General features: G+C 72.9%; 21 protein-coding genes. 17 read left to right on the top strand and 4 right to left on the bottom strand.

What is annotated here, in order from left to right:
- The first annotated feature begins 10 nt into the window (after window positions 1-10).
- From IF00_RS0111725 to IF00_RS0111715, 3 genes are all read left to right on the top strand, one after another.
- The gene (locus IF00_RS0111725) at window positions 11-811 is read left to right on the top strand and encodes an ABC transporter ATP-binding protein (RefSeq protein ID WP_030317129.1); all 801 of its coding nucleotides are present in this window, start codon (window positions 11-13) and stop codon (window positions 809-811) included.
- Window positions 811-2,013 (top strand): ABC transporter permease, encoded by a 1,203-nt coding sequence (locus IF00_RS0111720; protein ID WP_030317127.1) that lies wholly within the window; start codon window positions 811-813, stop codon window positions 2,011-2,013. The genes IF00_RS0111725 and IF00_RS0111720 overlap by 1 nt, the downstream gene beginning before the upstream one ends.
- Window positions 2,014-2,218: 205 nt before the next feature.
- Entirely contained in the window at window positions 2,219-3,127 is a 909-nt protein-coding gene (locus IF00_RS0111715) for an ADP-ribosylglycohydrolase family protein (RefSeq protein WP_030317124.1), read from the top strand.
- Window positions 3,128-3,391: 264 nt separating this feature from the next.
- Here IF00_RS0111715 and IF00_RS0111710 read toward each other — a convergent pair whose 3' ends face one another.
- Together IF00_RS0111710 and IF00_RS0111705 are read right to left on the bottom strand one after the other, a co-directional pair.
- Window positions 3,392-4,156 (bottom strand): GntR family transcriptional regulator, encoded by a 765-nt coding sequence (locus tag IF00_RS0111710; RefSeq protein ID WP_037638057.1) that lies wholly within the window; start codon window positions 4,154-4,156, stop codon window positions 3,392-3,394.
- 35 nt (window positions 4,157-4,191) lie between these two features.
- Window positions 4,192-4,959 (bottom strand): GntR family transcriptional regulator, encoded by a 768-nt coding sequence (locus IF00_RS0111705; protein WP_037637991.1) that lies wholly within the window; start codon window positions 4,957-4,959, stop codon window positions 4,192-4,194.
- A gap of 180 nt (window positions 4,960-5,139) precedes the next feature.
- Between IF00_RS0111705 and IF00_RS0111700 the strand changes: the two genes are divergently transcribed.
- From IF00_RS0111700 to IF00_RS0111680, 5 genes are read left to right on the top strand one after another with little or no spacing between them, the layout of a single operon-like run.
- The gene (locus IF00_RS0111700) at window positions 5,140-6,399 is read left to right on the top strand and encodes an extracellular solute-binding protein (RefSeq protein ID WP_030317119.1); all 1,260 of its coding nucleotides are present in this window, start codon (window positions 5,140-5,142) and stop codon (window positions 6,397-6,399) included.
- A complete protein-coding gene (locus IF00_RS0111695) occupies window positions 6,396-7,319 on the top strand; it encodes a carbohydrate ABC transporter permease (RefSeq protein ID WP_245234489.1) in 924 nt (307 codons plus the stop codon). Before IF00_RS0111700 ends, IF00_RS0111695 begins: the two co-directional genes overlap by 4 nt.
- The gene (locus IF00_RS0111690) at window positions 7,316-8,149 is read left to right on the top strand and encodes a carbohydrate ABC transporter permease (protein ID WP_030317117.1); all 834 of its coding nucleotides are present in this window, start codon (window positions 7,316-7,318) and stop codon (window positions 8,147-8,149) included. Before IF00_RS0111695 ends, IF00_RS0111690 begins: the two co-directional genes overlap by 4 nt.
- Window positions 8,150-8,158: 9 nt before the next feature.
- Window positions 8,159-9,664, top strand: coding sequence for a beta-N-acetylhexosaminidase (locus tag IF00_RS0111685; protein WP_030317116.1), 1,506 nt, complete (start codon window positions 8,159-8,161; stop codon window positions 9,662-9,664).
- Window positions 9,665-9,721: 57 nt separating this feature from the next.
- Window positions 9,722-11,155 (top strand): cellulose binding domain-containing protein, encoded by a 1,434-nt coding sequence (locus tag IF00_RS0111680; protein WP_030317115.1) that lies wholly within the window; start codon window positions 9,722-9,724, stop codon window positions 11,153-11,155.
- Window positions 11,156-11,208: 53 nt separating this feature from the next.
- Here IF00_RS0111680 and IF00_RS0111675 read toward each other — a convergent pair whose 3' ends face one another.
- Window positions 11,209-12,168 carry an SMP-30/gluconolactonase/LRE family protein gene (locus IF00_RS0111675; protein WP_051820098.1) on the bottom strand — a complete coding sequence of 320 codons (960 nt, stop codon included), beginning with the start codon at window positions 12,166-12,168 and terminating at the stop codon, window positions 11,209-11,211.
- Between the two features lie 267 nt (window positions 12,169-12,435).
- On the opposite strand from IF00_RS0111675, the gene IF00_RS0111670 reads away from it, so the two are divergent.
- From IF00_RS0111670 to IF00_RS0111650, 5 genes are all read left to right on the top strand, one after another.
- Window positions 12,436-13,437 (top strand): ArsR/SmtB family transcription factor, encoded by a 1,002-nt coding sequence (locus tag IF00_RS0111670; protein WP_030317112.1) that lies wholly within the window; start codon window positions 12,436-12,438, stop codon window positions 13,435-13,437.
- 107 nt (window positions 13,438-13,544) lie between these two features.
- A complete protein-coding gene (locus IF00_RS0111665) occupies window positions 13,545-15,680 on the top strand; it encodes an FUSC family protein (RefSeq protein ID WP_030317111.1) in 2,136 nt (711 codons plus the stop codon).
- 252 nt (window positions 15,681-15,932) lie between these two features.
- The gene (locus IF00_RS0111660; RefSeq protein ID WP_030317109.1) at window positions 15,933-16,583 is read left to right on the top strand and encodes a helix-turn-helix transcriptional regulator; all 651 of its coding nucleotides are present in this window, start codon (window positions 15,933-15,935) and stop codon (window positions 16,581-16,583) included.
- Window positions 16,583-17,326: a Pvc16 family protein gene (locus IF00_RS0111655; protein WP_078944631.1), complete on the top strand. Its 744-nt coding sequence runs from the start codon at window positions 16,583-16,585 to the stop codon at window positions 17,324-17,326. Before IF00_RS0111660 ends, IF00_RS0111655 begins: the two co-directional genes overlap by 1 nt.
- Window positions 17,323-19,383, top strand: a complete 2,061-nt coding sequence (locus tag IF00_RS0111650; protein WP_030317104.1) for an ATP-binding protein — start codon at window positions 17,323-17,325, stop codon at window positions 19,381-19,383. The genes IF00_RS0111655 and IF00_RS0111650 overlap by 4 nt, the downstream gene beginning before the upstream one ends.
- 79 nt (window positions 19,384-19,462) lie before the next feature.
- Here the strand turns inward: IF00_RS0111650 and IF00_RS47610 are convergent, their stop codons facing one another.
- Complete coding sequence (locus IF00_RS47610; RefSeq protein WP_030317102.1) at window positions 19,463-21,094, bottom strand: COG1470 family protein; 1,632 nt, start codon at window positions 21,092-21,094, stop codon at window positions 19,463-19,465.
- Between the two features lie 423 nt (window positions 21,095-21,517).
- Here IF00_RS47610 and IF00_RS0111640 point away from each other — a divergent pair, with 423 nt between their 5' ends.
- The 4 genes from IF00_RS0111640 (at window position 21,518) to IF00_RS46080 (ending at window position 24,228) form a co-directional block, all read left to right on the top strand.
- A complete protein-coding gene (locus IF00_RS0111640; RefSeq protein WP_030317100.1) occupies window positions 21,518-23,110 on the top strand; it encodes a phage tail sheath subtilisin-like domain-containing protein in 1,593 nt (530 codons plus the stop codon).
- A 106-nt stretch (window positions 23,111-23,216) separates the two neighbouring features.
- On the top strand, window positions 23,217-23,660 hold the full coding sequence (locus tag IF00_RS0111635) for a phage tail protein (protein ID WP_030317099.1): 444 nt from the start codon (window positions 23,217-23,219) through the stop codon (window positions 23,658-23,660).
- Entirely contained in the window at window positions 23,660-24,079 is a 420-nt protein-coding gene (locus IF00_RS0111630; RefSeq protein WP_030317097.1) for a hypothetical protein, read from the top strand. The genes IF00_RS0111635 and IF00_RS0111630 overlap by 1 nt, the downstream gene beginning before the upstream one ends.
- Entirely contained in the window at window positions 24,076-24,228 is a 153-nt protein-coding gene (locus IF00_RS46080; RefSeq protein WP_167346856.1) for a DUF6760 family protein, read from the top strand. The genes IF00_RS0111630 and IF00_RS46080 overlap by 4 nt, the downstream gene beginning before the upstream one ends.
- The last annotated feature ends 1,308 nt before the right edge of the window (window positions 24,229-25,536 follow it).

Below are 25,536 nucleotides of genomic sequence, written 5' to 3'. Positions count from 1 at the left end.
CACCTCGGCCATGACCACGAGCCCGCTCCCGACGCCGGGTGGAACGCCGACGGCCGGTGCGACGGCGACCCCGGTCGTACGCCTCCGTGGAGTCACCAAGGAGTACGCGGGCGGTGTCCGTGCCCTCGACGGCGTCGACCTCACCATCGGGGAAGGTGAGCTGCTCGGCATCGTCGGGCCGTCCGGATCCGGCAAGTCGACGCTGTTGCACATCGTCGGCACCCTGGACCGGCCCAGCGCCGGCACGGTCGAGATCGCCGGGTACGACATCGCCTCCCTGTCGGACCGCAGGCTGTCGGCCCTGCGCGCCCGCCGCATCGGCTTCGTCTTCCAGGCCTTCCATCTGGTGCCGGGCGTGGGCGCGCTGGAGAACGTGGCCGAAGGGCTGCTGTACTCCGGGCTTCCCCGCGCGCGGCGGCGCGAGATGGCCGCCGAGGCGCTGGCCCGGGTGGGCCTCGGCGACCGGATGAAGCACCGGCCGCACGAGCTGTCGGGCGGGCAGAGGCAGCGCGTCGCCATCGCGCGCGCGGTGGTCGGCGAACCGGCCCTGCTGCTCGCCGACGAACCGACGGGCGCGCTTGACTCGGCGTCCGGGGAGGCGGTGATGACGCTCCTGCACGAGCTCAACGCGGAGGGCGCGACGATCGCGGTCATCACGCACGACACGGAGATCGCGGGGCGGCTGCCGCGGCAGGTGCGGATACGGGACGGGCGGGTGGTGGCGGACACGTCACTCGCCTCCGGCGAGGTCGGTGTGACCGGTGCACCCGGTGCACCAGACGCCTCCGGTGATGGAAAGGGCGCGGCCTGATGTCCCGTACGAGGAGACTCACGGCCGCTCGGCTCGGTCCGCGGGACGTCCTGCACGTCGGCTCGGCCGGGCTGCGGAGCCGTCCCGTACGCGTGGTGCTCTCGGCCCTCGGCATCGCCATCGGGATCGCCACGATGATCGCGGTCGTCGGCATCTCCGCCTCCAGCCAAGCTCAGTTGCTGCGCCAACTCGACGCGCTCGGTACGAACATGCTGGTCGCCAAGCCGGGCGAGGGGATGTTCAGCGGGCAGGAGGTCAAGCTGCCGAAGGACGCGGTGGGGATGGTCGGCCGGATCGCCGGCGTGGAGAAGGCCGCCGGGACCGGTGATCTGACGAGCTCGGTGCGCCGTTCCGAGAAGATCCCGGAGGCCGAGACCGGCGGGATCGCGGTGAAGGCGGCGACGGAGGGACTCCTCGAGGTCCTCAGGGGCGGGCTCGCGTCCGGCACCTGGCTGAACGCCGCCACGGGCCGCTACCCGTCCGTGGTCCTCGGCCATGTGGCCGCCGAACGGCTCGGGATCACCGAGCCCGGCCGGCAGGTCTGGATCGACGACCGGTACTTCACGGTCATCGGCGTCCTCGACCCACTGCCGCTCGCGCCCGAGATCGAGCGGTCGGCGCTGGTCGGCTGGGCGGGCGCGGAGCGACTGCTGCGCTTCGACGGGCATCCGACGACGGTGTACGAGCGGTCCACCGACGCGTCCGTGGAGGACGTGCAGCAGCTGCTCGCTCCGACGATCGATCCGCAGAATCCGCAGAACGTGTCGGTCGGCGACCCGTCCTCGGCGCTCAAGGCCAAGGCGGCGACGGAGGGAGCGTTCTCCACGCTGCTCCTGGGGCTCGGCGGAATCGCGCTGCTGGTCGGCGGGGTCGGCGTCGCCAACACGATGATCATCTCGGTCCTCGAACGCCGCCACGAGATCGGCCTCCGCCGCTCGCTGGGCGCGACCAGGGGGCAGATCAGGATCCAGTTCGTGACGGAGTCCCTGATGCTGTCCGGCCTCGGCGGCCTGGCGGGTGTGGGGCTCGGCGGGGCGGCGACGGGGGTGTACGCGTCGACGGGCGGGCTGCCGTGGGTCGTACCGCTGTGGGCGGTGGGCGGCGGCTTCGCGGCGACACTCGCGATCGGCACGGTGGCGGGGCTGTACCCGGCGGTGAGGGCGTCCCGACTGTCACCGACGCTGGCGCTCGCGACGGCGTAGGACCCGAGGCACCGGCACGCGGCTCGGCTCCTTCGCACGCCTCTTGCTGCCCGGATCACCCCCGGGCGGCCGGGGGGGCGGGACCACCGGTGACCAAGCGGTATCTCGTCGAGCCGGCGGTGGCGCGCCGGCGGTGACGCCGGTACGCCCCCGGCACCGCATAAACACGGTGCCGGGGGCGCGAGCCTGCTGTGATACTCCTCCGATGATCAACGTGCCTGTAGCCGTCCTCGACTCGTTGCACGGGCTCGCCTTCGGTGACGCCTTCGGTGACCGATGGTTCGGCATCCTGCGCCGGGAGGGCCCGGCGGCCCTGGAGTCGCGGACCGTGCCCCCGGAGACCCTGTGGCAGTGGAGTGACGACACCGCCCAGGCACTCGTTCTCGTGCGGGAGCTCGCCGACAGTGGCGGCGGCGTCGACCAGGACCGCCTCGCACTGCGCTTCGCGGCGGCCTACGCCGACGACACCCACCGGGGGTACGGCGCCTCGATGCACGACGTGCTCCGTCGGATCGGAGCGGGCGAGCCCTGGCGGGAGGTGGTCGCCGGACAGTTCGAGGGCCAGGGTTCCTGGGGCAACGGCGCCGCCATGCGCGTCGCCCCGCTCGGCGCCTGGCACGCCGCCGATCTCGACGTCGTCGCCGAGCAGGCGGCCCGCCAGAGCACGGTCTCGCACCGTCATCCTGAAGCGGTCGCCGGGGCGGTGGCGGTCGCCCTCGCCGCCGCTCTGGCGACGACAAGCCGGGGCGGGCCCGCTCCGGGGCGGCCGGAGTTCCTCCGGGCGATCGCCGCGCGCCTCCCCGAAAGCGACGTCCGGTCGGGTGTGCGCATCGCGGCCCGGATGCCGGAGCGCACTTCGGTCCGGCACGCCGCGGAGGTCCTGGGTTCCGGCTACCGCATGTCCGGACCCGACACCGTTCCCTACGCGCTGTGGTGCGCGGCGGGGCACCTCGACGACCTGCACGAGGGCCTGTGGTTCACGGTCGCCGGGCGCGGTGACATCGACACCACCTGCGCCATCGCGGGCGGGGTGATCGCCGCGCGGACGGGAGTCGCCGCCCTCCCGGCGGCCTGGCACGCGGCCCGTGAACCGCTGCCGCCGGTCGTCCCGTGACGGTCCGCCGCGGACCGCACGCCGAGTCCGAGCACGGGGGATGCGGGGCGGTCGCCTTCTGGACGACTCCCCCGGGTCGACGAGACCGTTCACCACGGCGACGGGTTCCCCGTGGACGCTGCACCCGACGTGCTCGTCGTCCTGCGGGACGGAGTCGGGTCGCGAGGAGGCGTGGGGCAGGATCCGGTTGACCGCGCCATCCCGAGGAGTCCCGCCTCGCCCCCCACCCGGGCCTGTTCACCCGGCGCACCGGAGGAGCGGTCGTCACTCGACCGTGCCCCACCACGTCCCGCCCCGCGCCGCGTCCGTCGCCGGGTCGCCGGGCGCGCCGTCGCCGAGGGCGAGACGGGAGACGATGCGGTAGCGGTCGCCCCGGTAGAGGGAGCGGACGTACTCGACGGGTCTGCCGTCCGTGGCGGAGGTGATCCGGTCGAAGAGGAGGGCGGGCGACAGGACCGGCACGTCGAGGAGGGCCGCCTCCTCCTCGCTCAGGACGGTCGGCTCGATCGACTGGACCGCGTGGGCCGGCCGGATGCCGCGCCGCTCCCGCAGATGCGCGTAGAAGCCGCCTTCCATGTCCGCGGCGGTGAGTCCGGGTACCAGGTCGGCCGGGACGTGGAGGTGCTCCAGGGCGATCGGGGCGCCGTCGACGCGCCGGAGGCGTGTCACGTGGACGAGCTGCGCCGCCGGGGAGATGGCCAGCCTGCGGCCGATGCGGGCGCCGGCCCGTACGGTGCGGAGTTCGAGGACCGTGCTCGTCCAGTCGCCCCGGCTCCGGGGCGCGCCCGCCGCCCGGTGTTCGGCGACGAGTTCCTGGGTGATCTTGTCCGGTGCGACGAACATGCCGCGGCCGTGTTCCCGTACCAGCAGGCCCGTGGCGACGAGTTCGTCGACCGCCGCCCGCAGGGTGGGCCGGGAGACTCCGAGGGTGGCGCAGAGGGTGCGCTCGGACGGGATCGCGTCGCCTGGACGGCGGCTCTCGATCACGGTCAGGAGGTGCTCGCGTACGCGCTCCCGCTTCAGCTCCATGCCGTCCACTCCCCCGTGCGCCGTTCCACTGCGGGTCAGTATGCATCCCCCTCCGTCGAGGAGGTCACGAGGCCGTCGCGGGTGAAGTCGAGGCGGGAGACGATGCGGTAGCGGTCGCCCCGGTAGACCGAGTGGACGTACTCGACGGGGCGGCCCGCCGTGTCGAGGGTGAGGCGTTCGATCAGCAGGGCGGGCGAGAGGACGGGGACGTCCAGGAGCGCGGCCTCGTCCTCGCTGACGACGGTCGGCTCGATCGACTGGGTGGCCTCCTGGACGTGGACCCGGTGGTGCGCCCGCAGATGGTCGTAGAGGTCGCCCGCTTCGAGCTCCTCCGGGGTGAGGGCGGCGCCGACCAGGTCCGCCGGGATGTGCAGGTGCTCGATGGCCATGGGTGCGCCGTCGACCAGGCGGAGGCGGGCGACGTAGAGCAGTTCGGCGGCGGGCGAGAGGCGGAGTCTGCGGCCGATGCGGGCACCGGCCCGGACCGTGGCGGACTCCAGGACGGTGCTGGACCAGCTGCCCGACGCGCGGGGCACGGTGAAGGCAGCGTCGTCCGGGGCGAGCCGCTGGGTGATCTTGGCGGGGGCGACGAACATGCCGCGGCCGTGTTCCCTCACCAGCGCGCCGGTCGCGACGAGTTCGTCGACGGCCGCGCGCAGGGTGGGCCGGGAGACGCCGAGGGTGGCGCAGAGGGTGCGCTCGGAGGGGATCGGGTCGCCGGGGCCGCCCGCCTCGATCAGGCCCAGCAGGTGTTCGCGTACCCGCTCCCTCTTCAGCACCCCGCTGGAGGAGCCGTCCTTCATGCCATCCACCCTCACCCTCACTGGTCAACTGGTAAGTCCGATACTAGCCGCAGTGGTTGGCCCGAGACCCCATGAACAACCCATGTTTTTCAAGGGATTGACGACGCACCTCGACCGTGCCACCTTCTGGTCACACACCTGACCACTTGACCAATTGGTCAACCATTCATCGAGGTGCCCGTGAAGACTCGTCCCCTCGCCGGCTCCGTCGCCCTCGCGGCGACCGTCGCCCTCACCGCCACGGCCTGTGGCGGATCGGGCGACCCGGCAGCCTCCGGCGGACCGGAGAAGGTCACCGTATGGATCATGAAGGACAGCGTCACCGACGCCTTCCTCGACCGCTTCCGCACCGGCTTCGAGGCGGAGCACAAGGACATCGACCTGGACATCCAGATCCAGGAGTGGGACGGCATCGGCGAGAAGGTCACGGCCGCCCTCGCCAGCAAGGACGCCCCGGACGTCATCGAGGTCGGCAACACCCAGATCGCGCAGTACGCGGCGAGCGGCGGCGTCCGCGACCTCAGCGACAAGACCGCCGAGCTGAACGGCGCGGACTGGCTGCCGGGGCTCGCCGAGCCGGGGAAGGTCGACGGCAAGCAGTACGGCATCCCCTGGTACGCGGCCAACCGGGTCGTGATCTACCACAAGGACCTGTTCGCCCGCGCGGGCGTGACCACGCCCCCGAAGACACAGGCCGAGTGGCTCACCGTCACCGCGAAGCTCAACCAGGGCAAGACCCAGGGCATCTACCTGCCCGGCCAGAACTGGTACACCCTGTCCGGCTTCATCTGGGAGGAGGGCGGCGACCTCGCGGTCAAGGACGGGTCCGGCTGGAAGGGGGCGCTCGACACCGCCCAGGCGCGCGCCGGCATGGACTTCTACCGGCAGCTCCAGACCCTCGGCAAGGGCCCCAAGGACTCCGACGAGGCCAAGCCCCCGCAGGCCGAGGTCTTCGCCAAGGGCGAGGTCGCCCAGATCATCGCCGTACCCGGCGGCGCGAAGATCGTCGAGGAGATCAACCCCGCGCTCAAGGGCAGGCTCGGCTTCTTCCCGGTACCCGGCAAGACCGCGGGGAAGCCCGGCTCCGTCTTCACCGGAGGCTCCGACCTCATCGTGCCGGAGGCCTCGACGCACCCCGACGCCGCCTACGAGGTGGTCAAGGCGCTCGCGGGCGAGAAGTGGCAGACGGACATGGCCAGAACCATGAGTTACGTGCCCAACCGCACCTCGCTCGCGCGTGTGATCCAGGACGACGAGGGGACGGCCGCCATGGCCGCCGGCGCGGCACAGGGCCGGGCGACGCCGAACTCCCCGCAGTGGGCGGCCGTCGAGGCCACCAACCCGATCAAGCAGTACATGACCGCCGTGCTCACCGGTACCGACCCCGCACAGGCGGCCGCGACCGCCTCGCAGAGCATCACCAAGACCCTCGGCTCGTGAGCGGCCCCGCCGTACGGCTCCCCCACCGGTCGAACCGGGCGGCCCTCTGGCCCTACCTCCTGGTCGCCCCCACCGTCCTCGGCGGACTGCTCCTCCTCGGATATCCCTTCGCCCGCAACCTGCTGATCTCCTTCCAGGAGTACGGCCTGGGCGAACTCATCCGTGGCGACGCCGCGTTCGTGGGGTTCCACAACTACCGGACCGTTCTCGCCGACCCCGAGTTCTGGGAGGTCGTCAGGCGCACCTTCTGGTGGACCCTGGTCAACGTCGTCCTGATCATGGTGATCGGGACGCTCGTCGCCCTGATGATGCAGCGGCTCGGCCGGCGGATGCGGATCCTGGTGACCACCGGCCTGGTGCTCGCCTGGGCCAGCCCTGTCATCGCCACCACGACCGTCTTCCAGTGGCTCTTCGCCTCCCGGCTCGGAGTGGTCAACTGGGTACTCGTACAGCTCGGGTTCGAGTCCTTCGAGGGGTACTCGTGGCTGGCCGACGGCCCCGCCGCCTTCACCGTCCTGGTCCTGCTGGTGGTCTGGCAGTCGGTGCCCTTCGCCGCGATCACCCTTCACTCCGCGCTGCTCACCGTCCCCGCCGAGCTGTACGAGTCCGCCCGGCTCGACGGGGCCGGAGGCTGGCGGATCTTCCGCTCGGTCACGCTCCCCCTGCTGCGCCCGATCTTCGGTCTCGTCCTCTGTCTGGAGGTCATCTGGGTCTTCCGCTGCTTCGCGCAGATCTGGGCGGTGACCAAGGGCGGGCCGGGCGAGGCGACGACCACCCTGCCCGTGTACGCCTACCGGGTGGCCCAGTCGCTCCACCGCTACGACCTCGGGGCGGCCGTGTCCACGCTCACCGTCCTCCTCCTCGTGGCCGTGCTGATCGCCTACTTCCGACAGATGCTCCGACAGGAGGCCGACCGGTGACCCCGCGCGTCCTGCGCCGACTCCCCCTGAACACCGCGGCGGCGCTCGTCTTCGTCGTGGCCGTCTTCCCGGTGTACTGGATGGTCCTCACGGCCTTCCGGCCGACCCCCGACATCCAGTCCGAGACCCCGCGGTTCCTGCCCGTCTCCGTCACCCTGGAGCACTTCCGGGACGCCGTGGCCGCCGACGGGTTCTGGATCTTCTGGCGCAACAGCCTGCTCGTGACCGCCGGTTGCGTCGTGCTCGCCCTCGTGGTGGCGCTGGCCGCGGCGTTCGCCGTCGCCCGGATGAACTGGCGCGGCCGGCGGGGCTTCATCCTCATGGTCTTCATCGCCCAGGTGGCGCCCTGGGAAGCGCTGCTGATCCCGATGTACGTGATCGCCCGGGACGCCGACCTGCTCGACCGGCTCGCGACCCTCAGCCTCATCTATTTCATGGTCACCCTGCCCTTCACCATCGTGACCCTCCGCTCCTTCCTGGCGGCGGTCCCGGCCGAGCTGGAGGAGGCCGCGCAGGTCGACGGGTGCACCCGCACCGCCGCGTTCCGCCGGGTGACGCTCCCCCTGCTGGCCCCCGGACTCCTCGCGACCTCGCTCTTCGGGTTCATCACCGCCTGGAACGAGTTCGCCTTCGCCAACATGCTCATCATCAAGAACCAGGACGACCGGACCCTGCCCGTCTGGCTGTCGTCCTTCTCCAATGTCTTCGGCACCGACTGGGGCGCCACCATGGCCGCCTCCACCCTCTTCGCCCTGCCCGTCCTCGTCCTCTTCCTGGTCCTGCAGGGCCGGGTCGCCGCCGGAATGACCGGCGGAGCCGTGAAGGGATAACGCCCCGCGATGCCCCAGCCCCGACTCGTCCCCGAACCCACCCACCTCCAGTGCCTGCCCGGCACGTTCACCTTCACGGACTCGACCGCGCTCAAGGTCTCACCGGGCGCCGAAGGCGCTGCGGGACTGCTCCGCACCCTGCTCGGCCCGGCCACCGGCCTGCCGCTGCCGGCGCGTGCGGACGGCTCCGTCGTCCTGGCGCTCGACCGCGCCCTCACCGGCCTCGGCGAGGAGGGGTACGGCCTCACCGTCGGCGCCGAAGGGGTGCTGCTGCGGGCCGCCCGCCCGCAGGGGCTCCTCGCCGGCGTCCAGACGCTGCGCCAGCTGCTGCCCGTCGAGGCGCTCCGCGCGGAACCCGTGGCCGGCGTCGCATGGTCCGTGCCCTGCGCGCAGATCACCGACACCCCCCGCTTCCCCTGGCGCGGCTCCATGCTCGACGTCGCCCGACGCTTCCGGCCCGTCTCCTACCTCCGGCGGTACGTGGACCTCCTCGCGCTCCACAAGCTCAACGTCCTCCATCTCCATCTCACCGACGACCAGGGCTGGCGCATGCCGGTCGCCGCACTCCCCCGGCTCACCGAGGTCGGCGGACTGCCGCACGGCGGTGCCTACACCCGTACGGAGCTCACCGGTCTGGTGGCGTACGCGGCGGAGCGCGGCGTCACCGTCGTGCCCGAGATCGAGATGCCGGGGCATGTCCGGGCCGCGCTCGCCGCCTACCCGGAGCTCGGCAACCATCCGGGCCGTACCTATGACGTCTGGGACCGGTGGGGCGTCTGTGACACGATCCTCGGCGTCCACGACGGAGCGCTCGACTTCTGCCGCACCGTCCTGGACGAGGTGATGGACGTCTTCCCCTCCTCGTACGTGCACATCGGCGGCGAGGAGTGCCCCACCACCGAGTGGCACGACTCGCCGGCCGCGCGCCGCCGAGCGGCCGAGGAGGGGCTGCCGGGCCCCGCGGCCCTGCACGGCTGGTTCATGGAACGGATCGGACGCCACCTCCTCGAAGCGGGGCGGCTGCCGCTGAGCTGGACCGAGAACGGCGCCGACCTCCCGCCGTACTTCACCGTCATGCCCTGGCGCGACGCCGACCACGGCCGGACGGCCGTCCGCCGCGGGCACCGCGTCGTCATGGCGCCCCACCGCACCACCTACCTCGACTACCCCCAGTCGACCAGCCCGGCCGAGCCGCCGGGCCAGGCCGGCGAGGTCGTGGACCTGCGCACCGTGCACGGCAACGAGCCCGCCCCGGCGGACTGGAGCCCGGAGGAGGCGGCCCAGGTCCTCGGCTCCCAGGTGCAGTTGTGGACCGAGTACGTGCCCACCACGGCGCACGCCGAGTACCTCACGTTTCCGCGGCTCTGCGCACTGGCCGAGGTCGTCTGGACCGGCCGCCACGACTGGCCGGGCTTCCAGGAGCGCCTTCGCCACCACCGGACACGGCTCGACACCCTCGGGGTGCCGCGCCGTCTGCCGCCCGCGCCCGCTCCCCTCCTCACCCCCGCCCCATGACCCCGTCCACCGACCGGAGACACCCCCGAAGCACCCCACCCAAGGAGAGGAATCACCATGAACGACCCCACAAGGACCAGGAGCCTGCGGATCCGTGCCGCGCTCGCCGTCGCCGCGGTGACCGGGCTCGGCGCCACCGCCCTCACCGCCCTGCCGGCGGCGGCCGCCGGTGAGGCGGTCACCGTCCAGTACCGGCAGAGTTCGACCGGCGGCGACCAGGTCGAACCCTGGCTCAAGGTGGTCAACACCGGCTCGTCGAGCGTCCCGCTGAGCCAGGTCAAGGTGCGCTACTACTTCAAGGCCGACGCGGGAGCCTCGTACACCTACGCCTGCTCCTGGGCGGTGAAGGGCTGCGCGAACCTCACCGGCACCTTCGGCACGCTCGCCAACCCCACCGCGACCGCCGACCGCTACCTGGAGATCGGCTTCACGGCCGGCGCCGGTTCCCTCGCGCCGGGCGCGGACACCGGCGACATGCAGCTGCGCTTCCACCGTTCCAACTGGCAGGCGCTCAACCAGAGCGACGACTACTCGTTCGGGCCCGCCCAGACGACGTACGCCAACTGGTCCAAGGTCACGGCGACCGTGGGCGGCGTCCCTGTCTGGGGCACCGCCCCGGCGGGCAACGAGCCCACCCCGACGCCCACCGACCCGACCACTCCCCCGACCACCCCGCCGCCCAACGGGGCCACGCTCTTCGACGACTTCGACTACACCGGTCACACGGACCCGGCGATCGACGCCCACGGCTGGAGCGTCCGCTCCAACTCCGGCGGTCCCGGGGTGCCGGGCGCCACCTGGGCGCCCGAGAACGTCACCTTCGCCAAGGAGGGGACGAACTCGATCATGAACCTGCGGAGCTCGACCGCCGGGACGGGTGAGTCCACCCGGCACACCGAGATCCTCACCCGGGCCTCGAAGTTCAAGAACGGCACGTACGCGGCGCGGGTGCGCTTCTCCGACGCGCCGGTGTCGGGTCCGGACGGCGACCGTGTCGTGCAGACCTTCTTCACCATCAACGACCTCAAGGCGCCGATGGCCGACGACTACGCCGAGTACGACTTCGAGTACCTGCCCAACGGAGGCTGGGGCGAGCCCGCCAACATCCTCTACACCACGTCGTGGGAGACCTACCGGCCCGACCCCTGGGAGGCCGTCAACCAGCACTCCGAGTCCCGCACGAGCTACGCCGGCTGGCACGACCTCGTACTGACCGTCGACGACAGCACGATCGTCTACTACGTCGACGGCCAGGAGTTCGGCCGCCACGACGCCCGGTACCTCCCCGAGCGTCCGATGTCGATCAACTTCAACCAGTGGCTGATCGACCTCGCCGGCCAGACCTCGACGACGCCGCGCTCCTACGACCAGAAGGTCGACTACGTCCTGCACGTCAAGGACCAGGTCCTGACCCCGGCCCAGGTGGCCGCGAAGGTCGGGGCGTACCGAACGGCGGGCACGACCTTCCAGGACACGGTGCCGGCCACGTGACAGGCCGCCCCGGCGGGCCGCCGTCCCTCGGGGCGGCGGCCCACCGGGAGGGGTCAGGGGGTGCGGCAGGTCGGGTCGTCGACGGCGCTCACGGTGTACGGGGGCCGGCCCGGCGGCTCGTCCAGCTGGCTGTTCACCACGTAGAGGCGGCAGCCGTGCCGGGCGAGGGTGGTGGGCAGGTCGAAGGGTTCACCCGTGAGGCGGTGGGTCACCGTGCCCGTACGAAGCTCCTCGTCGAGGCGGGCGATGTACACGCCGTGCGGCGCACCGTAGTTGAGCACGGCGTACAGCGTCCGGCCGCGCAGCACCATCCCGTCGGGCCCGAAGGACTGCTCACCGAGGGAGAGCCGGGTGACGGTCCGGTCGGCGGTGTCCACGCGCCAGACGGCCTCGGTGCCGTTGGAGGCGACCAGGAGCGTGGTGCCCGACTCGTTCGCCACGATCCCGTTCAACAACCAGTACCGCGCCGGGAACTGCGGGAACGCCTCACGGATGTCGAGCCACGGTTCGAGGGGTCCGAGGGTGCCGCCCCGCAGGTCCGCCCGGTACACGACGGGGTTGGCCCAGTCGGTCACGTACACCGCGTCCTTCGTCACGGTCAGGTCGTTGAGATCGGGTGCGCCGAGCGGTCCGCCCACGGCGGTACGGGTGGCGAGCAGGCGTCCGTGCCGGTCGTGGACGGTCAGGGTCGCTCCGCCGACCGACAGGACACGGCCGCGCCGGTCGGTGTGGACGCCCAGGGTGCTGGTCCGGCCCTCCAGTCCCCGAGCCGGGAACGGCCTCAGGTCCGTGCGGCCGATGTGGCCGCGGTACAACGCGCCCGTGCCGTCCGAGGACACGTACAGGGTGCCGTCCGGGGTGACCGCGATCCCCTCGGGGAGCACACCGGGAGCCCGGGAGACGACATACGTGTCGGGCAGATCCCTGGCGACGGCGGGGCCGGGCGCGCCGGCGAGGGCGGTGAGCAGGACCGTGGCGACGAGACAGGCGGTACGGGTGGGGGCGCGGCGCATGGGTGTGACCTCCGGAGGTGGTTCGGCGGGAGCTCGGTGGGACGAGGAGCCGTGGAGACGGATCGCCGGGGTGGACACGGGTCGGCGAGGTGGGCTCAGGCCGGTCGGTGGACACGTTCGGCGACGTGGACACGAGGAGCGTGCTCCTTCGTCCTCCGTGACGCATCGCCTTTCACGTCCGGGCGAAAGGGTCGGGCGTCGTCTCCCTCGAACGGGTCGGCCGTCGCCTCTGGGTGAACGGCGCCGTGGGGCCGATAATCGGTCGGCATGATCCGCCTTCACTTCACCGCCGCCGATCTGCGTCGGATCACGCTCGCTCCGGCGGCGAACGCGCTCTCGGAGACCGTTCTGAGCCTGCGTCCGGGTCTGTGTCCGGGCCTGCGCCGGGGTGCGCGGGTGCGGACCGCGGCCCGGCGGTGGCACGCGTCCCTGCCGGGAGGCGCGAACCTCGGGGCGGGTGTCCTCGCCGAGCTGCTCGCCGAGGACGGATTCGTCCCCGACTTCCTGCTGCAGCCGTCGGCGCACGACTTCGCCGAGGCCCTGGAGTCGGCCGCATCCACGCCGCCGGAGCGGCTCGCGCTCGATCTCGGGATACCGGAGGTAGCCGGATGGAACGGCGGCCTGGGCCGCCCCGGCCGGTGGGCCCATGAACTCGCCCAGGGCGCACCGGCCGCCACCGCCGCCCTGGTCGCCGACACCCGCGGCTACTTCCGTACGGCGATCGAGCCGCTCTGGCCACGGATCCGCAGCGACGCCCTGACCGATCGCGCGCTCCGGGCGGAGATGCTGCTGCGCGGAGGTGTCGACGCCCTCCTCACCACACTGGGCACGACCTGGAACTGGCAGCCGCCGACGCTGCACCTGCCCTCCGCTTCGACGTACGACATCCCGTTGTGCGGGCGCGGTCTGCTCCTCGTTCCGTCCTGGTTCGCGACCGGCCCGATGGTGATGTACCGCCCTGAGGCGGCGACGGTGCTCGTCTATCCCCTGTACGACGACGGTGCCGGCGCGGGCCGCGCGGACGGGTCGGGCGACCGGCCGGACGCGCTGGCGGCGCTGCTCGGGCGCAATCGGGCGCGGGTGCTGGCGCTGCTCCGGTCTCCCGCCACCACGACGGCGCTCGCCGAGCGCGCCGCCCTCTCGCTGTCGGCCGCCAGCCAGCACGCGGGGGTCCTGCGCGGAGCCGGTCTGATCACCACCGTACGGACGGGCACGTCGGTGCTCCACAGCCTCACCCCGCTCGGCGCCTCCTTGCTGGCCGGGGTCTGAGCGACGGCGCCGCGCTGCGTGGATGCCGGGCAGCCCGGGAGCACCGATCGGCGCAGGGCGGACGCCCGCCGCATGCCGGACGGAGCGTCCCGGTGGATCCTGGGGGTATGCGTGGCACTCCCGGGGTGCGGCCTTCGAAGGCCCGGCTCCCGCCCGCCTACGCGGCGGCCGTACGGCGGTCGGTCCGCGTCACGCTCGCCGCCACCGTCGGCTTCTACCTCTTCCTGTACGGCTTCGACTCGCCCGTCGCCGCCACCTACGCGCTCTTCGCCGCGGTCGCGATGGCGGGTCTGTCGCACATCCCCGGCACCGGGCGGCAGCGCGCCGCCACCCTGCTGCCCGTGGTGCCCGCCTGCTGGGTGCTCATCACCATCGGCACCTACCTGTCCGTACGGACGTGGAGCGCGGCCCTCGGCATGCTGGTCGTCGGGTTCGTCCTTGCCTTCATGGCCGTGGGAGGGCCGCGGCCGGCCGGCGCGGCTCCGGGACTGCAGCTGATGTACATCCTGCCGTCCTTTCCGCCCTACGTCCCCGAGACCCTCGGCGAACGGCTGGTGGGAGCGACGGTCGGCCTGGCGCTGCTGATCCTCGCCGAGGCGTTCCTGCTGCCCGATCGCGTACCGGGCGTCCCGTACCGCGAGCTGGCCGCCCGGGCCGCCGACCGCGCGGGGCGCTGCGCCGGCGAGCTTGCCTCAGCCCCGTACACGCTCGGCGACACGGCGCTGCGGGCCGTCCGGGAGCTGAGCGGCGGCCTGCGGTCCTCGCGGGTGCCCGAGGCGGAACGGCCCGCGGGCCCCGGTGTCAGGGCCCGGGCCCTGGCCCACACCGGCCTGGCCGCCCGCACACTGCTCGGGCGGCTGGCGTCGCTCCCGCCGCCGCCCGGCGGCCCGGCGGAGACCGGGACCTGGCCCGACGTGCTGCGCGCGGTGCGCGACACGTGCCTGGAGACCGCGTCCCTGCTGCGCGGCCGGGAAAGCGCCGGAGCAGCCCGCTCCCGGCTCCAGGAGGCCCGTCAGGCCTTGTCCGAGGGCGCGGAGCCGGGTGCCACGCCCGCAGGGCTGCGCCGCCACGCGGCGGTCCTGGAGGTCGCCGACGCCGCGCTGGCGATGGCCACGGCGGCGGAGATCGCCGTCCGGGGCAGAGCCGCCCCCGCGCCGGCTCCGGGGCGGTTCTGGTACGCGCGGATGCGGGCCCCCCAGCTGTGGTGGCGGCGGCTCTCCGGGCATGCGGGGCAGCGGTCGGTGTTCTTCCAGAACGCGGTGCGCATCGCGCTGGCGCTCGCGGCGGCACGGACCATCGCCGGCCTCGACACGCTGCCGCACGGATTCTGGATGCTCCTCGCCACACTCACCATGACCCGTACGACGGCGCGGGAGACGAGGAGCACGGTGCGGGCGGCCCTCACCGGGACCCTCGTGGGCGCGGTCGTCGTGGCCGCTCTGCTCGCTCTGACAGGGACGGACACCGCGGTGTACGCCGCCGCTCTGCCGCCGCTGATGCTGGTCGCCTTCACGCTGGGTCCGGTGAAGGGAGTGGGGTGGGCCCAGGCGATGTTCACGATGGTCGTCGCCCTGGTCTTCGCCCAGCTGGCCCCCGCGACCTGGCGGCTCGCCGAGTTCCGGCTGCTCGACGTGCTCGCGGGCAGCGCGGTCGGCGCCGTGTTCGGGCTGCTCGCCTGGCCCAAGGGAGCCCACGACGAGTTGCGGCGGTCGGTGGCGACGATGCTCCGGAGCGCCGCGGAGACCGTGGTGGCCACGACGTCGCAGCTCGCCTCGGGCGGGACGCGTGCCCCGGTGGCCACCTCGCCCGGTCACCGGTCCCTGCAGCACGCTCTGATCATGGCGGAATCGGCGTACGCGCAGTACCGGAGCGAGCCGAAGGCGCTGGACACACCGAACGACCCGCGGGACTGGCAGGCCGCCCTGCTGTCCGGCCACCACACCCTGTGGGGTGCGGACCGGCTGCTCGTGCCACCCGAGCCGACCGTCGTCCCGCCCCTGCCCCCGGAGCCGGCCGAGGCGGTGACGCGGATCGGCGACCGGGTGGCCGCGGGCATGCTGCTGGTCTCCGCCCGTCTGGACCCCGTCGGCGACACGCCGGGCACACCGGCCGCCGTCGGCGCACGGGACTTCGCCGACTTCGCCGTCGAGCCACCGGGGGCTCCTCGGCCCTACTACGCGGCCGTGGAGTGGCTGGAATCGCTGATGACGGACGTGGAGCGGATCACGGGCACCCACAAGTGAGCTCCGCCACATGCGAATTGGCTGTTCAGGGCCCGGGACCCGAGGTTCTGGGGGACGACAGCGATGCGTTAGCACGGCGGCAGCGGGACGTGAGTGGCGCGCGGCAACCTGTGAGGGACCACCGTGGCCGGCACGCCGGCCACGGAGAGCAGCACGGCTGCACATCAGACCGGTAATCAGCAGACCACGGGGACCTCGCCATGCGGCCGCGCACGGACGGTCGAGGCGAGTGAGAAAGAGCAGGTAGCGGAAGTGCTCACCAAACGGGTGACGGTGACCGTCCACGCGTCCGACCCACTCAGCCGGGCCGGACTCATCAGCCACTTGAGGCATCAGCCGACCGTCGACGTCGTCCCTGACCAGGACGACGTGTGCCCGGACGCCCCGGCGGTCGCGGTGATGCTCGCCGAGCGGATCGACGAACCCACCACGGCCGAACTGCGGCGCCTGTTGCGCGGCAGGGACCAGCGTGTCGTGCTCGTCGCACGCGAGCTCCGCGAGCCCGATCTGCTGGCCGTCGTCGAGTACGGGGTACGAGCCATCATCTGGCGTCATCAGGCCACCGAACAACGTCTGTTGAGTGCCGTGCACAGCGCGGCGCGCGGCGAGGGAGAGCTCCCTCCGGACCTCGTCAGCCGTCTGCTGAACCAGGTGGGGCGCTTGCAGCGGGCGACGACGGCGGGGGCGGCCACCGGAGGGGCGGCGCCGCTCTTCGGGATGGCGCCGCGCGAGGTCGACGTCCTGCGGCTGCTCGCCGAGGGGCTCGACACCCGGCAGATCAGCGAGAAGCTCGCCTATTCCGAGCGCACCGTCAAGAACATCCTGCACGCGCTGATGACGCGCCTGCAGCTCACCAACCGGGCGCATGCCGTCGCGTACGCGCTCCGCGAAGGCTATATCTGATGCTCCATGAGATCGACGAGGCGCTGCGCCGGCTGCTGACGCCCGCCGTCGAGGGCGATGTCGCCTTCGACGCGCCGACCCGGGACTGGGCGGCCCGCCGCAACGCCCCGACCCTGAACGCGTATCTGTACGACATCCGGGAGGACGTGGCCCGCCGCGAGCGCGGCGCCCACGCCGAGAGGGACGCCCAGGGCGTCGTCACGCGCAAGCGCCGACCACCGCGCTGGTTCCGGCTCTCGTACCTGGTGACCGCCTGGACCTCCCGGCCCGAGGACGAGCACCGGCTGCTGTCGGGGGCGATGGCGCTGCTGCTCCCGCACGAGGTGCTGCCCGACGACGCGGTGCCCGAGTCGGTGCGCTCGATCACCACGTCTCTGCCGATCTCCGTCGCGGTCCCGCCCGCCGAGTCGCGCTCGCTCGCCGACATCTGGTCGGCGCTCGGCGGTGAGCTGAAGCCCTCGCTGGACGTCGTGATCACCACGCCGTTCCCGGTGACGCCGGTGTACGCGGTGGCTCCCCCGGTCACCGAGGGGGAGATCGTCGTACGTGGCGTGGCGGGTGCGCCTGTGGCGTCGAAGCCCCGGATGATCCGGCGCCAGGGGGCGGCACGGGTGACTCGTCGGGCCCCGACGCCCGACGAGGCCGAGGAGGGCACGGAAGGCTTGGCGGCGTCCGAGGCCCTGGAGGCCCCCGAAGCGCTGGAGAGCGGCAGCGGCGGCTCGCAGGACGGAGCCGGCGCATGAGCCACGACCGGGCCGTCCTCGGTGTCCCGCTGCTCGACCACCTCGCCGTGCTGCGCGCGCGGGTCGGCGAACTCGTCGACGTACGCAGTGCCGGTGACCCCACGGCCGGTGATCCCCTGCGCGGGCTCTACGTGTCCGCGGAGGCCGCACGCCGGATCGCCGCGGGGCCCGTCGGCCACGAGGCGCTTGAGGCTCACGAGGTCCAAGAGGCGCAGAAGGCGCAAGAGGCGCACGACGTCGCCCTCCCGTTGCCGGACCTCGGCGGGAACGATCGCCTCGGCGCGCTCGCGGGGGCCTTCGGCCTTTCCCCACTCGATGCGCACATCCTGCTCGTGGCGCTCGCGCCCGATGTGGACCGCGGCTTCGAGGCGCTCTACGGGTACCTCAACGACGATGTGGGGCGGCGGCGCGCCACGATGGCGCTCGCCCTCGACCTCGCGGGTACCGGGCCCTTCGACCCCGCCGCACGTGACCGCTTCCATCCGGGCGCGCCACTGCGCTCCGGCGGCCTGCTCGACGTCGAGGACGAGGACCGTCCGCTGCCGGGTCGGTCCCTGCGCGTACCGGAGCGGGTGGTGGCGCATCTGCTGGGCGACGACACCCGGATGGACGCCCATCTGTCGGGGGTCGGCGTGGAGTTGCTGACACCGTCCGCAGCCGACGCGGAGTCGGACGTGGCGACCACGCCGCTCGGCGCGCGGGTGGCCGCCGCCGGGCCCGTCACCGTACATCTGCGGGAGCGCGTGCCGGGGGCGGCCACGGACGCGGTCGTGGCGGCGCTGCTCGGAGCCGGGCGGCCCGTCCTGCGGTACCGGCCGGAGTCCGTCGACGCGACGGTGGCCCGGACGGTACTGCGTGAGGCGCGCTTGCGCGGCGCCGCCGTGGTCGTCGAGCCGCTGCCGCAGCGGCCCGGGCCGCTGGTGCGTGCGCTCGCCTCGTCCGGTACGACGGTGGTTCTCGCCGGCGCCGACGCGCCCGACCCCGGCTGGGCGCCGGACACGGAGCTCCTGGCCGTCGACGCGCCGATCGGCGCGGCCGGCTGCGCCGATCTGTGGCAGCGTGAACTCGGTCCCCTGCCAGCTGATTTCGACCTGGCCGAGGCCACGGCGGCGTACCGCCTCAGCGGCGATCAGATTCGCCGTGCGGCCCGTACGGCACGTGCGCTCGCCGCCTTCGAGGGCACCGCTCCGACCCGGGCGCAGGTGCAGCACAGTGCCCGGCTGCTCTCCGCGCCGCTGCTCGACAGTCATGCACGCCGGATCCGGCCGGCGGTCGGTTTCGCCGATCTCGTGCTGCCGGGCGAACCGTTGGGTCTGCTCCACGAACTGACCGCGCGGGCGCGTCACAGGGACCGGGTGCTCGGCGAGTGGCGTCTGCGCACCGGTGGCGGGCGCGGGCGCGGTGTCGTGGCGCTGTTCGCCGGGGAGTCGGGCACCGGCAAGACGCTCGGCGCCGAGGTGGTCGCGGGCGAACTGGGCCTGGACCTCTATGTGGTGGACCTCTCCTCGGTGGTCGACAAGTACGTCGGTGAGACCGAGAAGAATCTTGAGCGGATCTTCGTCGAGGTGGACCGCACGGACTGTGTGCTGCTCTTCGACGAGGCCGACGCGGTGTTCGGCAAGCGGTCGGAGGTGAAGAGCTCGCACGACCGGTACGCCAACCTGGAGAGCGCGTATCTGCTGCAGCGTCTTGAGGCGTTCGACGGGATCGCGGTGCTCACCACCAACCTCCGGGCCAACATCGACGACGCGTTCACGCGCAGGCTCGACGTGGTCGTGGACTTTCCGTTCCCCGACCCCGAGCAGCGCGTGGCGCTGTGGCACTCCTGCCTGGCGGGCACCCCGAAGGGGGAGGACGTGGCCGAGGAGATCGCGCGCTGTGCCGAGGAGTTCGAGCTGGCGGGCGGCGCGATCCGGTCGGCCGCGGTGACGGCCGGATACCTGGCCGCGGCCCGTGGTTCGGCGGTGACCGGCGAGGACGTACGCGCGGGGGCGCGGCGCGAGTACCGCAAGGCGGGGCGGCTGGTCCTGGAGGGGCGGGCGCCCTGGGCCCCGTGACGGCGGGAACGGAACGGAGGAGGGGGGCCACCCGTCGGGTGGCCCCCCTCCTCCGTCGTCGACTCCCCTGCCCCTCGGGTCACATGACGCTGCCGCCGATCATCTTGCGGAGCGTGGCCCAGTCGGTCGTGCCGGTCGCGGGCAGACCGACGGCCGTCTGGTAGGCGCGGATCTTGTCGGCGACCTGCTTGCTGTACGTGCTGGGCGCTTCCTTGTTCGTACGCAGGTACGCGATGCCCTGGCGGGCGAAGGTGCGCTCCCTGGCGAGGTCCGTGGGGCTGGACTCGCGGTTGTACGCCCACCAGAAGGCCGCCGTCAGCTGGGTGGTCTGCATCGTGGTCGATCCGGGCTTCACCGTGTCGGGAGTGATGCGCTGGGCCCACAGGGAGACGAGGGTGGCCCGTCCGAGCTCGCCCTCCGTGTCCGTCAGGAAGATCTCGGCCGAATTCTTCTGCTTCTCGACACCGTCCTTGTACACGAGGCGCTGGTAGCAGATGAGCGAGTTGCGTGTCGCCGTGTCGATCACGCCCGGGTTCCAGCCCGGCTGGAGTGTGCACGCGTTGCCGAGGGACGCGAGGCGTTCCTGGGCGAACTCCACGACGTCGTCCTTCGGGTAACCGAGGCGCCAGGGCGGCAGGGTCACCGGCTCGGCGGACGAGGCCGGAGGCGGCTCGTTCCCGCCGTCACCGGGCCCGGAACCGCCCTGGGTCGGTCCACCGCCGCCGCTGCCCCCGCCCCCGGGTGCGCCGCCCTCGGTCGATCCTCCGCCGTTCCGGTCGTCGCCCGTCCCGTCGCCGCCGCCCGGCGACCCTCCGTCCGTCAGGGGCGGCAGGGGACCGGGCGGCTTCCCGCCCGGGGTGGGTCCTCCGGAACCGCCGGGCGGAGGCGGCGCGTCGGGGAGCGCGTCACCGGTCCCCTGCGGCGCGGGCCGGGGCGCGTCTGTCGCCCGGAGATCCTTCGCCGCGCTGACGACCTTCGGAGAGAAGTTGAACCAGAGCACGACGAACGCGATCACGGCCGTCAGCAGGAGTCCGCCCGCCACGACGAGCCAGTTCCCGAAGACGGGGCGCTGGTCGAACGTGGCGTCGAGGTCGAGGGCGGTGTCGTCGCCGGCCCTCCGGACGGCCACGGTGAACCGGTGCGACTCCTCGGCGCCGGTCCATCGCACGGCCTGCGGCCGCACCACGAGTTCACCGAAGGCGGCGCGGCCGGGGGCGATCTGCACGGCGTTCGGCCGTACGTCGAAGGTGAGCCGGTTCGCCTCGTCACGCGCCACGAGGGACGCGGTCAGTGGGGTGTTGCCGAGGTTGTCCACGGCGATACGGGCCCGCCCGCGGAAGCGGCCGAGCAGGGCGGGAGGCAGCAGTTCGGCGCGCGTCTCGGTGAAGGGCGTGATGGTCAGCCGGCCCTCCACGACGTCGCGGGCGCCGGAGTTCTCCCGGGGGTCGACACGGATGCCGTACGCGAGGGGTCCGGCCTCCACGTCCGAGGAGCGCGGCGGGGCGAAAGAGATCTCGGCGGTGCCCTCGCTGCCCGGGTAGAGGCGGAGCACGTCCGGCTCGATCCGGGACCAGCCCGAGGGTTTGCCGACGAGCGAGAGGCGGTATTCCTCGACGGTGTCGCCGGTGTTCCGCACCCGCAGCCGGGCGCCGGCCCGTGCTCCGGGCTCGACGGTCACCTCGGCCGGGTCCAGAGAGGTCCACATGGTCATGGGCGAACGCTAAGGGCGCGGGTGGGGCGTCCGGCTGCCCGAAAGTCCCTGCTCGGGGGCAGCGTGACGTGCCCCGGCAGCCCGTCGGCCGCGGTGGAGTCGCCGCAGCGGCCGGGGCCGCGGGTCCGGGTGGACGAATCCCGTGGTCTCCGGCGCACGACCCGCGGGCCGGACGTCGGGTGCGCGATGTCCGTGAGGGCAATCGGGCCTGCCCTCGTGAGCGCCCCTTCTCCCCTGCTCGGCGCGGCGCGGCTCGGCGAGAGTCGGAGACGTACGACAGCTGTCCACGGCCGAGGGGAGGGCGAGCGGGATGAGGTCGACGCACCGCAGCAGGCCGGACGCGGGCGACCGCACGCCCCACGCTGTGGCACCGCAGAGCCACCGCATTCCGCAGAACCACGCTCTCCGAGGAGAACACGCACCATGCCCACGTACCTGTCCCCCGGCGTCTACGTCGAGGAAGTCGCCAGCGGCTCCCGTCCCATCGAGGGCCTCGGAACCTCTGTCGCCGCGTTCGTCGGGCTCGCGCCCGCCGGTCCGCTCAACGAGCCCGTGCTCGTCACCAACTGGTCTCAGTACGTAGCGTCGTTCGGTGACTTCACGGACGGGTACTACCTCGCCCACTCCGTATACGGGTTCTTCAACAACGGCGGCACCGCCGCGTACGTGGTGCGCGTCGGCGGTGGCGACGCGCAGGGCGCCACCCGCGCCCTCGGATCGGCCGACGCGTCGCCCGCCGCCGCGCCGCAGCTCGTCGCCGGTGAGGCCGTCGCGCTCGGCAGCTTCAAGGTCGCCGCGATCACGGCCGGCTCCGAGGCCGGCGGGGCGCTCACCGTCGAGGTGCAGGACGTCGAAGGCGAGGCCGAGCGCTTCAAGCTGGTCGTCAAGGACGGCGAGAAGGTCGTCGAGAGCTTCGACGCCTCCGCCAAGAAGAGCGCCCGCAACTACGTGGTCGCACAGGTCAAGCAGCGTTCCAAGACGATCCTCCTGGAGGAGGCCGCGGCCGGCGGGCAGCTCGCCAGGCCCGACGCGCAGTCCGTGACGCTCGCCCCGCCCGCGCGGACGCCGGCTCAGGCCGTCGACGCGGGCGCCGACGTCGCCGCCGCCCTGGAGTCCGGGCAGTTCATCGGCGACTCCGCCGACCGCACCGGCTTCGGCGGCCTGGAGGCCTACGACGAGATCAACATGGTCGCCGTGCCCGACCTGATGGCCGCCTACCAGCAGGGACTCATCGACCTGGAGCAGGTCAAGGCCGTCCAGATCGGTCTCATCGCGCACTGCGAGCTGATGGGCGACCGGATGGCGATCCTCGACCCGCCGCCGTCGCTGAACGCCCGCGACATCCGCAAGTGGCGGCAGGAGATCGCCGGTTACGACTCGCCGTACGCGGCCCTCTACTACCCGTGGATCAAGGCCTTCGACCCGGCGAGCGGCCAGACCCGGGTGGTTCCGCCGTCCGGACACATGGCCGGCGTCTGGGCGCGCAACGACGCCGAGCGCGGTGTCCACAAGGCCCCCGCCAACGAGATCGTGCGCGGCGCGGTCGACCTGGAGCTCCAGATCACCCGCGGCGAGCAGGACCTGCTCAACCCGATCGGCGTGAACTGCATCCGCGCCTTCCCGGGCCGCGGCATCCGGGTGTGGGGCGCGCGGACGCTGGCCTCCGACCCGGCGTGGCGGTACCTGAACGTCCGCCGCTACTTCAACTACCTCGAGGAGTCGATCCTCGTCGGAACGCAGTGGGTCGTCTTCGAGCCCAACGACCCGTCGCTGTGGGCCCGGATCCGCCGCAACATCTCGGCCTTCCTCGTCAACGAGTGGCGCCAGGGCGCGCTGTTCGGCCAGCGCGCCGAGGACGCCTTCTACGTGAAGTGCGACGCGGAGACCAACCCGCCGGAGTCGGTCGACCTCGGCCGTGTGGTCTGCGAGATCGGCATCGCCCCGGTGAAGCCGGCCGAGTTCGTGGTCTTCCGGCTCGCGCAGATCCAGGGCGGCGGGGGCGAGCTGGAGGAGTAGTCCTCCCCTCCTCGCCCTCGATCCCGCTCGTCGCCCCGCCCTTCCGGCCCCGGGCCGGTGCGCCTGCCGCGCCCGGATCCGCCCCTTGAAACAGGAGTGAACCCCCATGTCCCTCGACACCGGTGACGCCCTCACCACCCACAATTTCGGCCTGCAGATCGACGGCGTCATGGTCGAGACCCTGCAGGAGATCAGCGGCCTCTCGATGGAGCAGGACGTCATCGAGTTCCAGCAGGTCTCGGCGGACGGCAAGCCGATCATCAAGAAGCTCCCCGGTGTGAAGAAGGCCGGTTCGTGCACGGTGACCCGTGGGGCCACCCAGTCCGCCGCGTTCACCGAGTGGATCACGTCGTCCATCGCCGGCGACATGGGCGCGGCCCGCAAGGACGCGTCCATCATCTTCCTGGACTACCAGCTCACCGAGGTCAAGCGGTACAACCTGCGCAACGCCTGGTGCACCAAGGTGGAGTTGAGCGCGACGAAGGCCGGCGACGCCGCTGCCCTCACCGAGCAGGTCACCATCACCTTCGAAGAGCTGACGCTCGGCTGATGCGACGCGAGGGATCGGCGGGCACGCAGCAGGGCCGCCCACAGGAGCCGCTCCGCACGGAGTTCGAGTTCGAGCTGCCGCGCGGGTTCGTCGACGAGGCGGGCACCGTGCACCGCAACGGTGCGATGCGGCTGGCCACGGCCCGGGACGAGCTGCTGCCGCTGCGCGACATCCGGGTCCGCGAGAACCCGGCGTACCTGTCCGTGGTGCTGCTCGGCCGGGTCATCACCCGGCTCGGCACGCTCCCGTCGGTCCACGACGGGACGGTGGAGAACATGTTCGCCTCCGACCTGGCGTTCCTCCAGGACTTCTACCGGCAGATCAACGCGGAGGGCCATACCCGGGCCGCCGTGGCGTGCCCGCATTGCGAGGAGTCCTTCGAGGTCGAGCTGGCCGGGAGCCGCCTGGGGGAATCGTGACGTACGCGGCCGACCGGATCGAGGAGGAGACCGCGTACCTCGCCTTCCACTTCCACTGGGGCATGGACGACATCCTCGATCTGGAACACGCGGACCGGCGGAGGTACGTGGCCCAGGTGGCGTCGCTGGTGGAGCGGTCGCAAGCGTGACGACAGGACAGGGAAGGGAGGTTGGAGGGGACTGTGGGGATGTTCGAGAAGTGGCGGACGGCGCGGACGCGGAACGCGCGCGGCGAGGAGTCCGGTGTGCGCGAGGAGAGCTCGGCGTCCGTCGCGCCGGCGGCGTCCGGCGACGCGTGGCGGGCGCTGCCGCCCGTGCAGCGGGTACTGGCCGGGGGTCCGAAGACCGTCGCGGAGTACGGCTTCTCCGCGTCGCTCGCGACCCACTGGAACCCCTCCTTCCAGAGCGACCTCGGCCACGGAGCGGTCCCGGACGCACCGGGCGGCGTCATGCTCGACGCGGTGCGGGCGGTGCCTCTGCCCGTCGAGCGGGAGTCGGCGGGGCGCTCCGAGGGGACGGAGCTGCCGGGGCTGCGGTTGCCGGTGGCGGGTGCGGCGGCTCCGGACGTACAGCGTGCGCCCGCGACGCCGCCGGTCGGTCGACCCGCGCCGACGCCTCGTCCCGTACGGGGGGAGGCCACGACCGCTCCGGTACGGGGTGGCGGCGCGGCGCGCGAGGCCGGAGACACGGGCGCGGACTCGCGCGCGGCTTCGGGTGCGGCTTCGGGTTCGCCTCGCTCGGCGCCTGCCGCCGTCCAGCGTGCCGCCGTGGCCTCCAGCAGGGCGGACGACCGGGTTGCTCCGGCGTCCGCGCACACGGTCGGTGAGGCCGGGATCACGCAACCGTCCGACCGTCCCACACGGCCGAGGACCGTACAGCCCGCGCCCGTTCGGCGGTCGCCACTGGTCTCGGCACGGCCCGTCCAGCCGCCACGGCACCTGGCTCCGGCCGGTGCCGCGCGCCTGATGGAGGGAGCCGGGCACGGCACGGCGCCGGTCCAGCGGACAGCGACCTCTGCCCCTACGCCGGAGAACGGGGCGCGTCCCACGGATGCGCCCGACATCGCCGCACCGGAGCCCTCGGCTGCCGGTCGGCCCCAGAACGTCCCGGGTCCCGCATCCCCCGGCGGGCCCGGGACTCCCGGCCTCACACCCGGCACCCCGGTGCAGCGCCGCCCTCCCGTACGCCGCTCGCGGCGCGCACCGGGCGGCGACTGGAACACGACGGGCTCGACGCCCCCGCTGGCGGCGCCGGCACCTCAGGCGAGCCCTTCGACACGGCGGGCGTCGGCACCGGAACCTGCACCCTCCGGTCCTACGGCTCCGGCACAGAAGGCCGATGCCGTCGCGCCCGCCGGGCCCGTGGCGCAGGGACCGAAGCACGGACCCTCCGCGCCGACGCGGCCGGAGACTCCGGCCGCCCCGGTGGCCCCGGTGGCCCCGGTGGCCCCGGTGGCC

It is taken from the genome of Streptomyces flavochromogenes, assembly GCF_000717595.1.
Classification (GTDB): Bacteria; Actinomycetota; Actinomycetes; order Streptomycetales; family Streptomycetaceae; genus Streptomyces; species Streptomyces flavochromogenes.
Note: the sequence above shows the minus strand (reverse complement) of the source record. Positions and strands in the feature narration are given on the sequence as shown.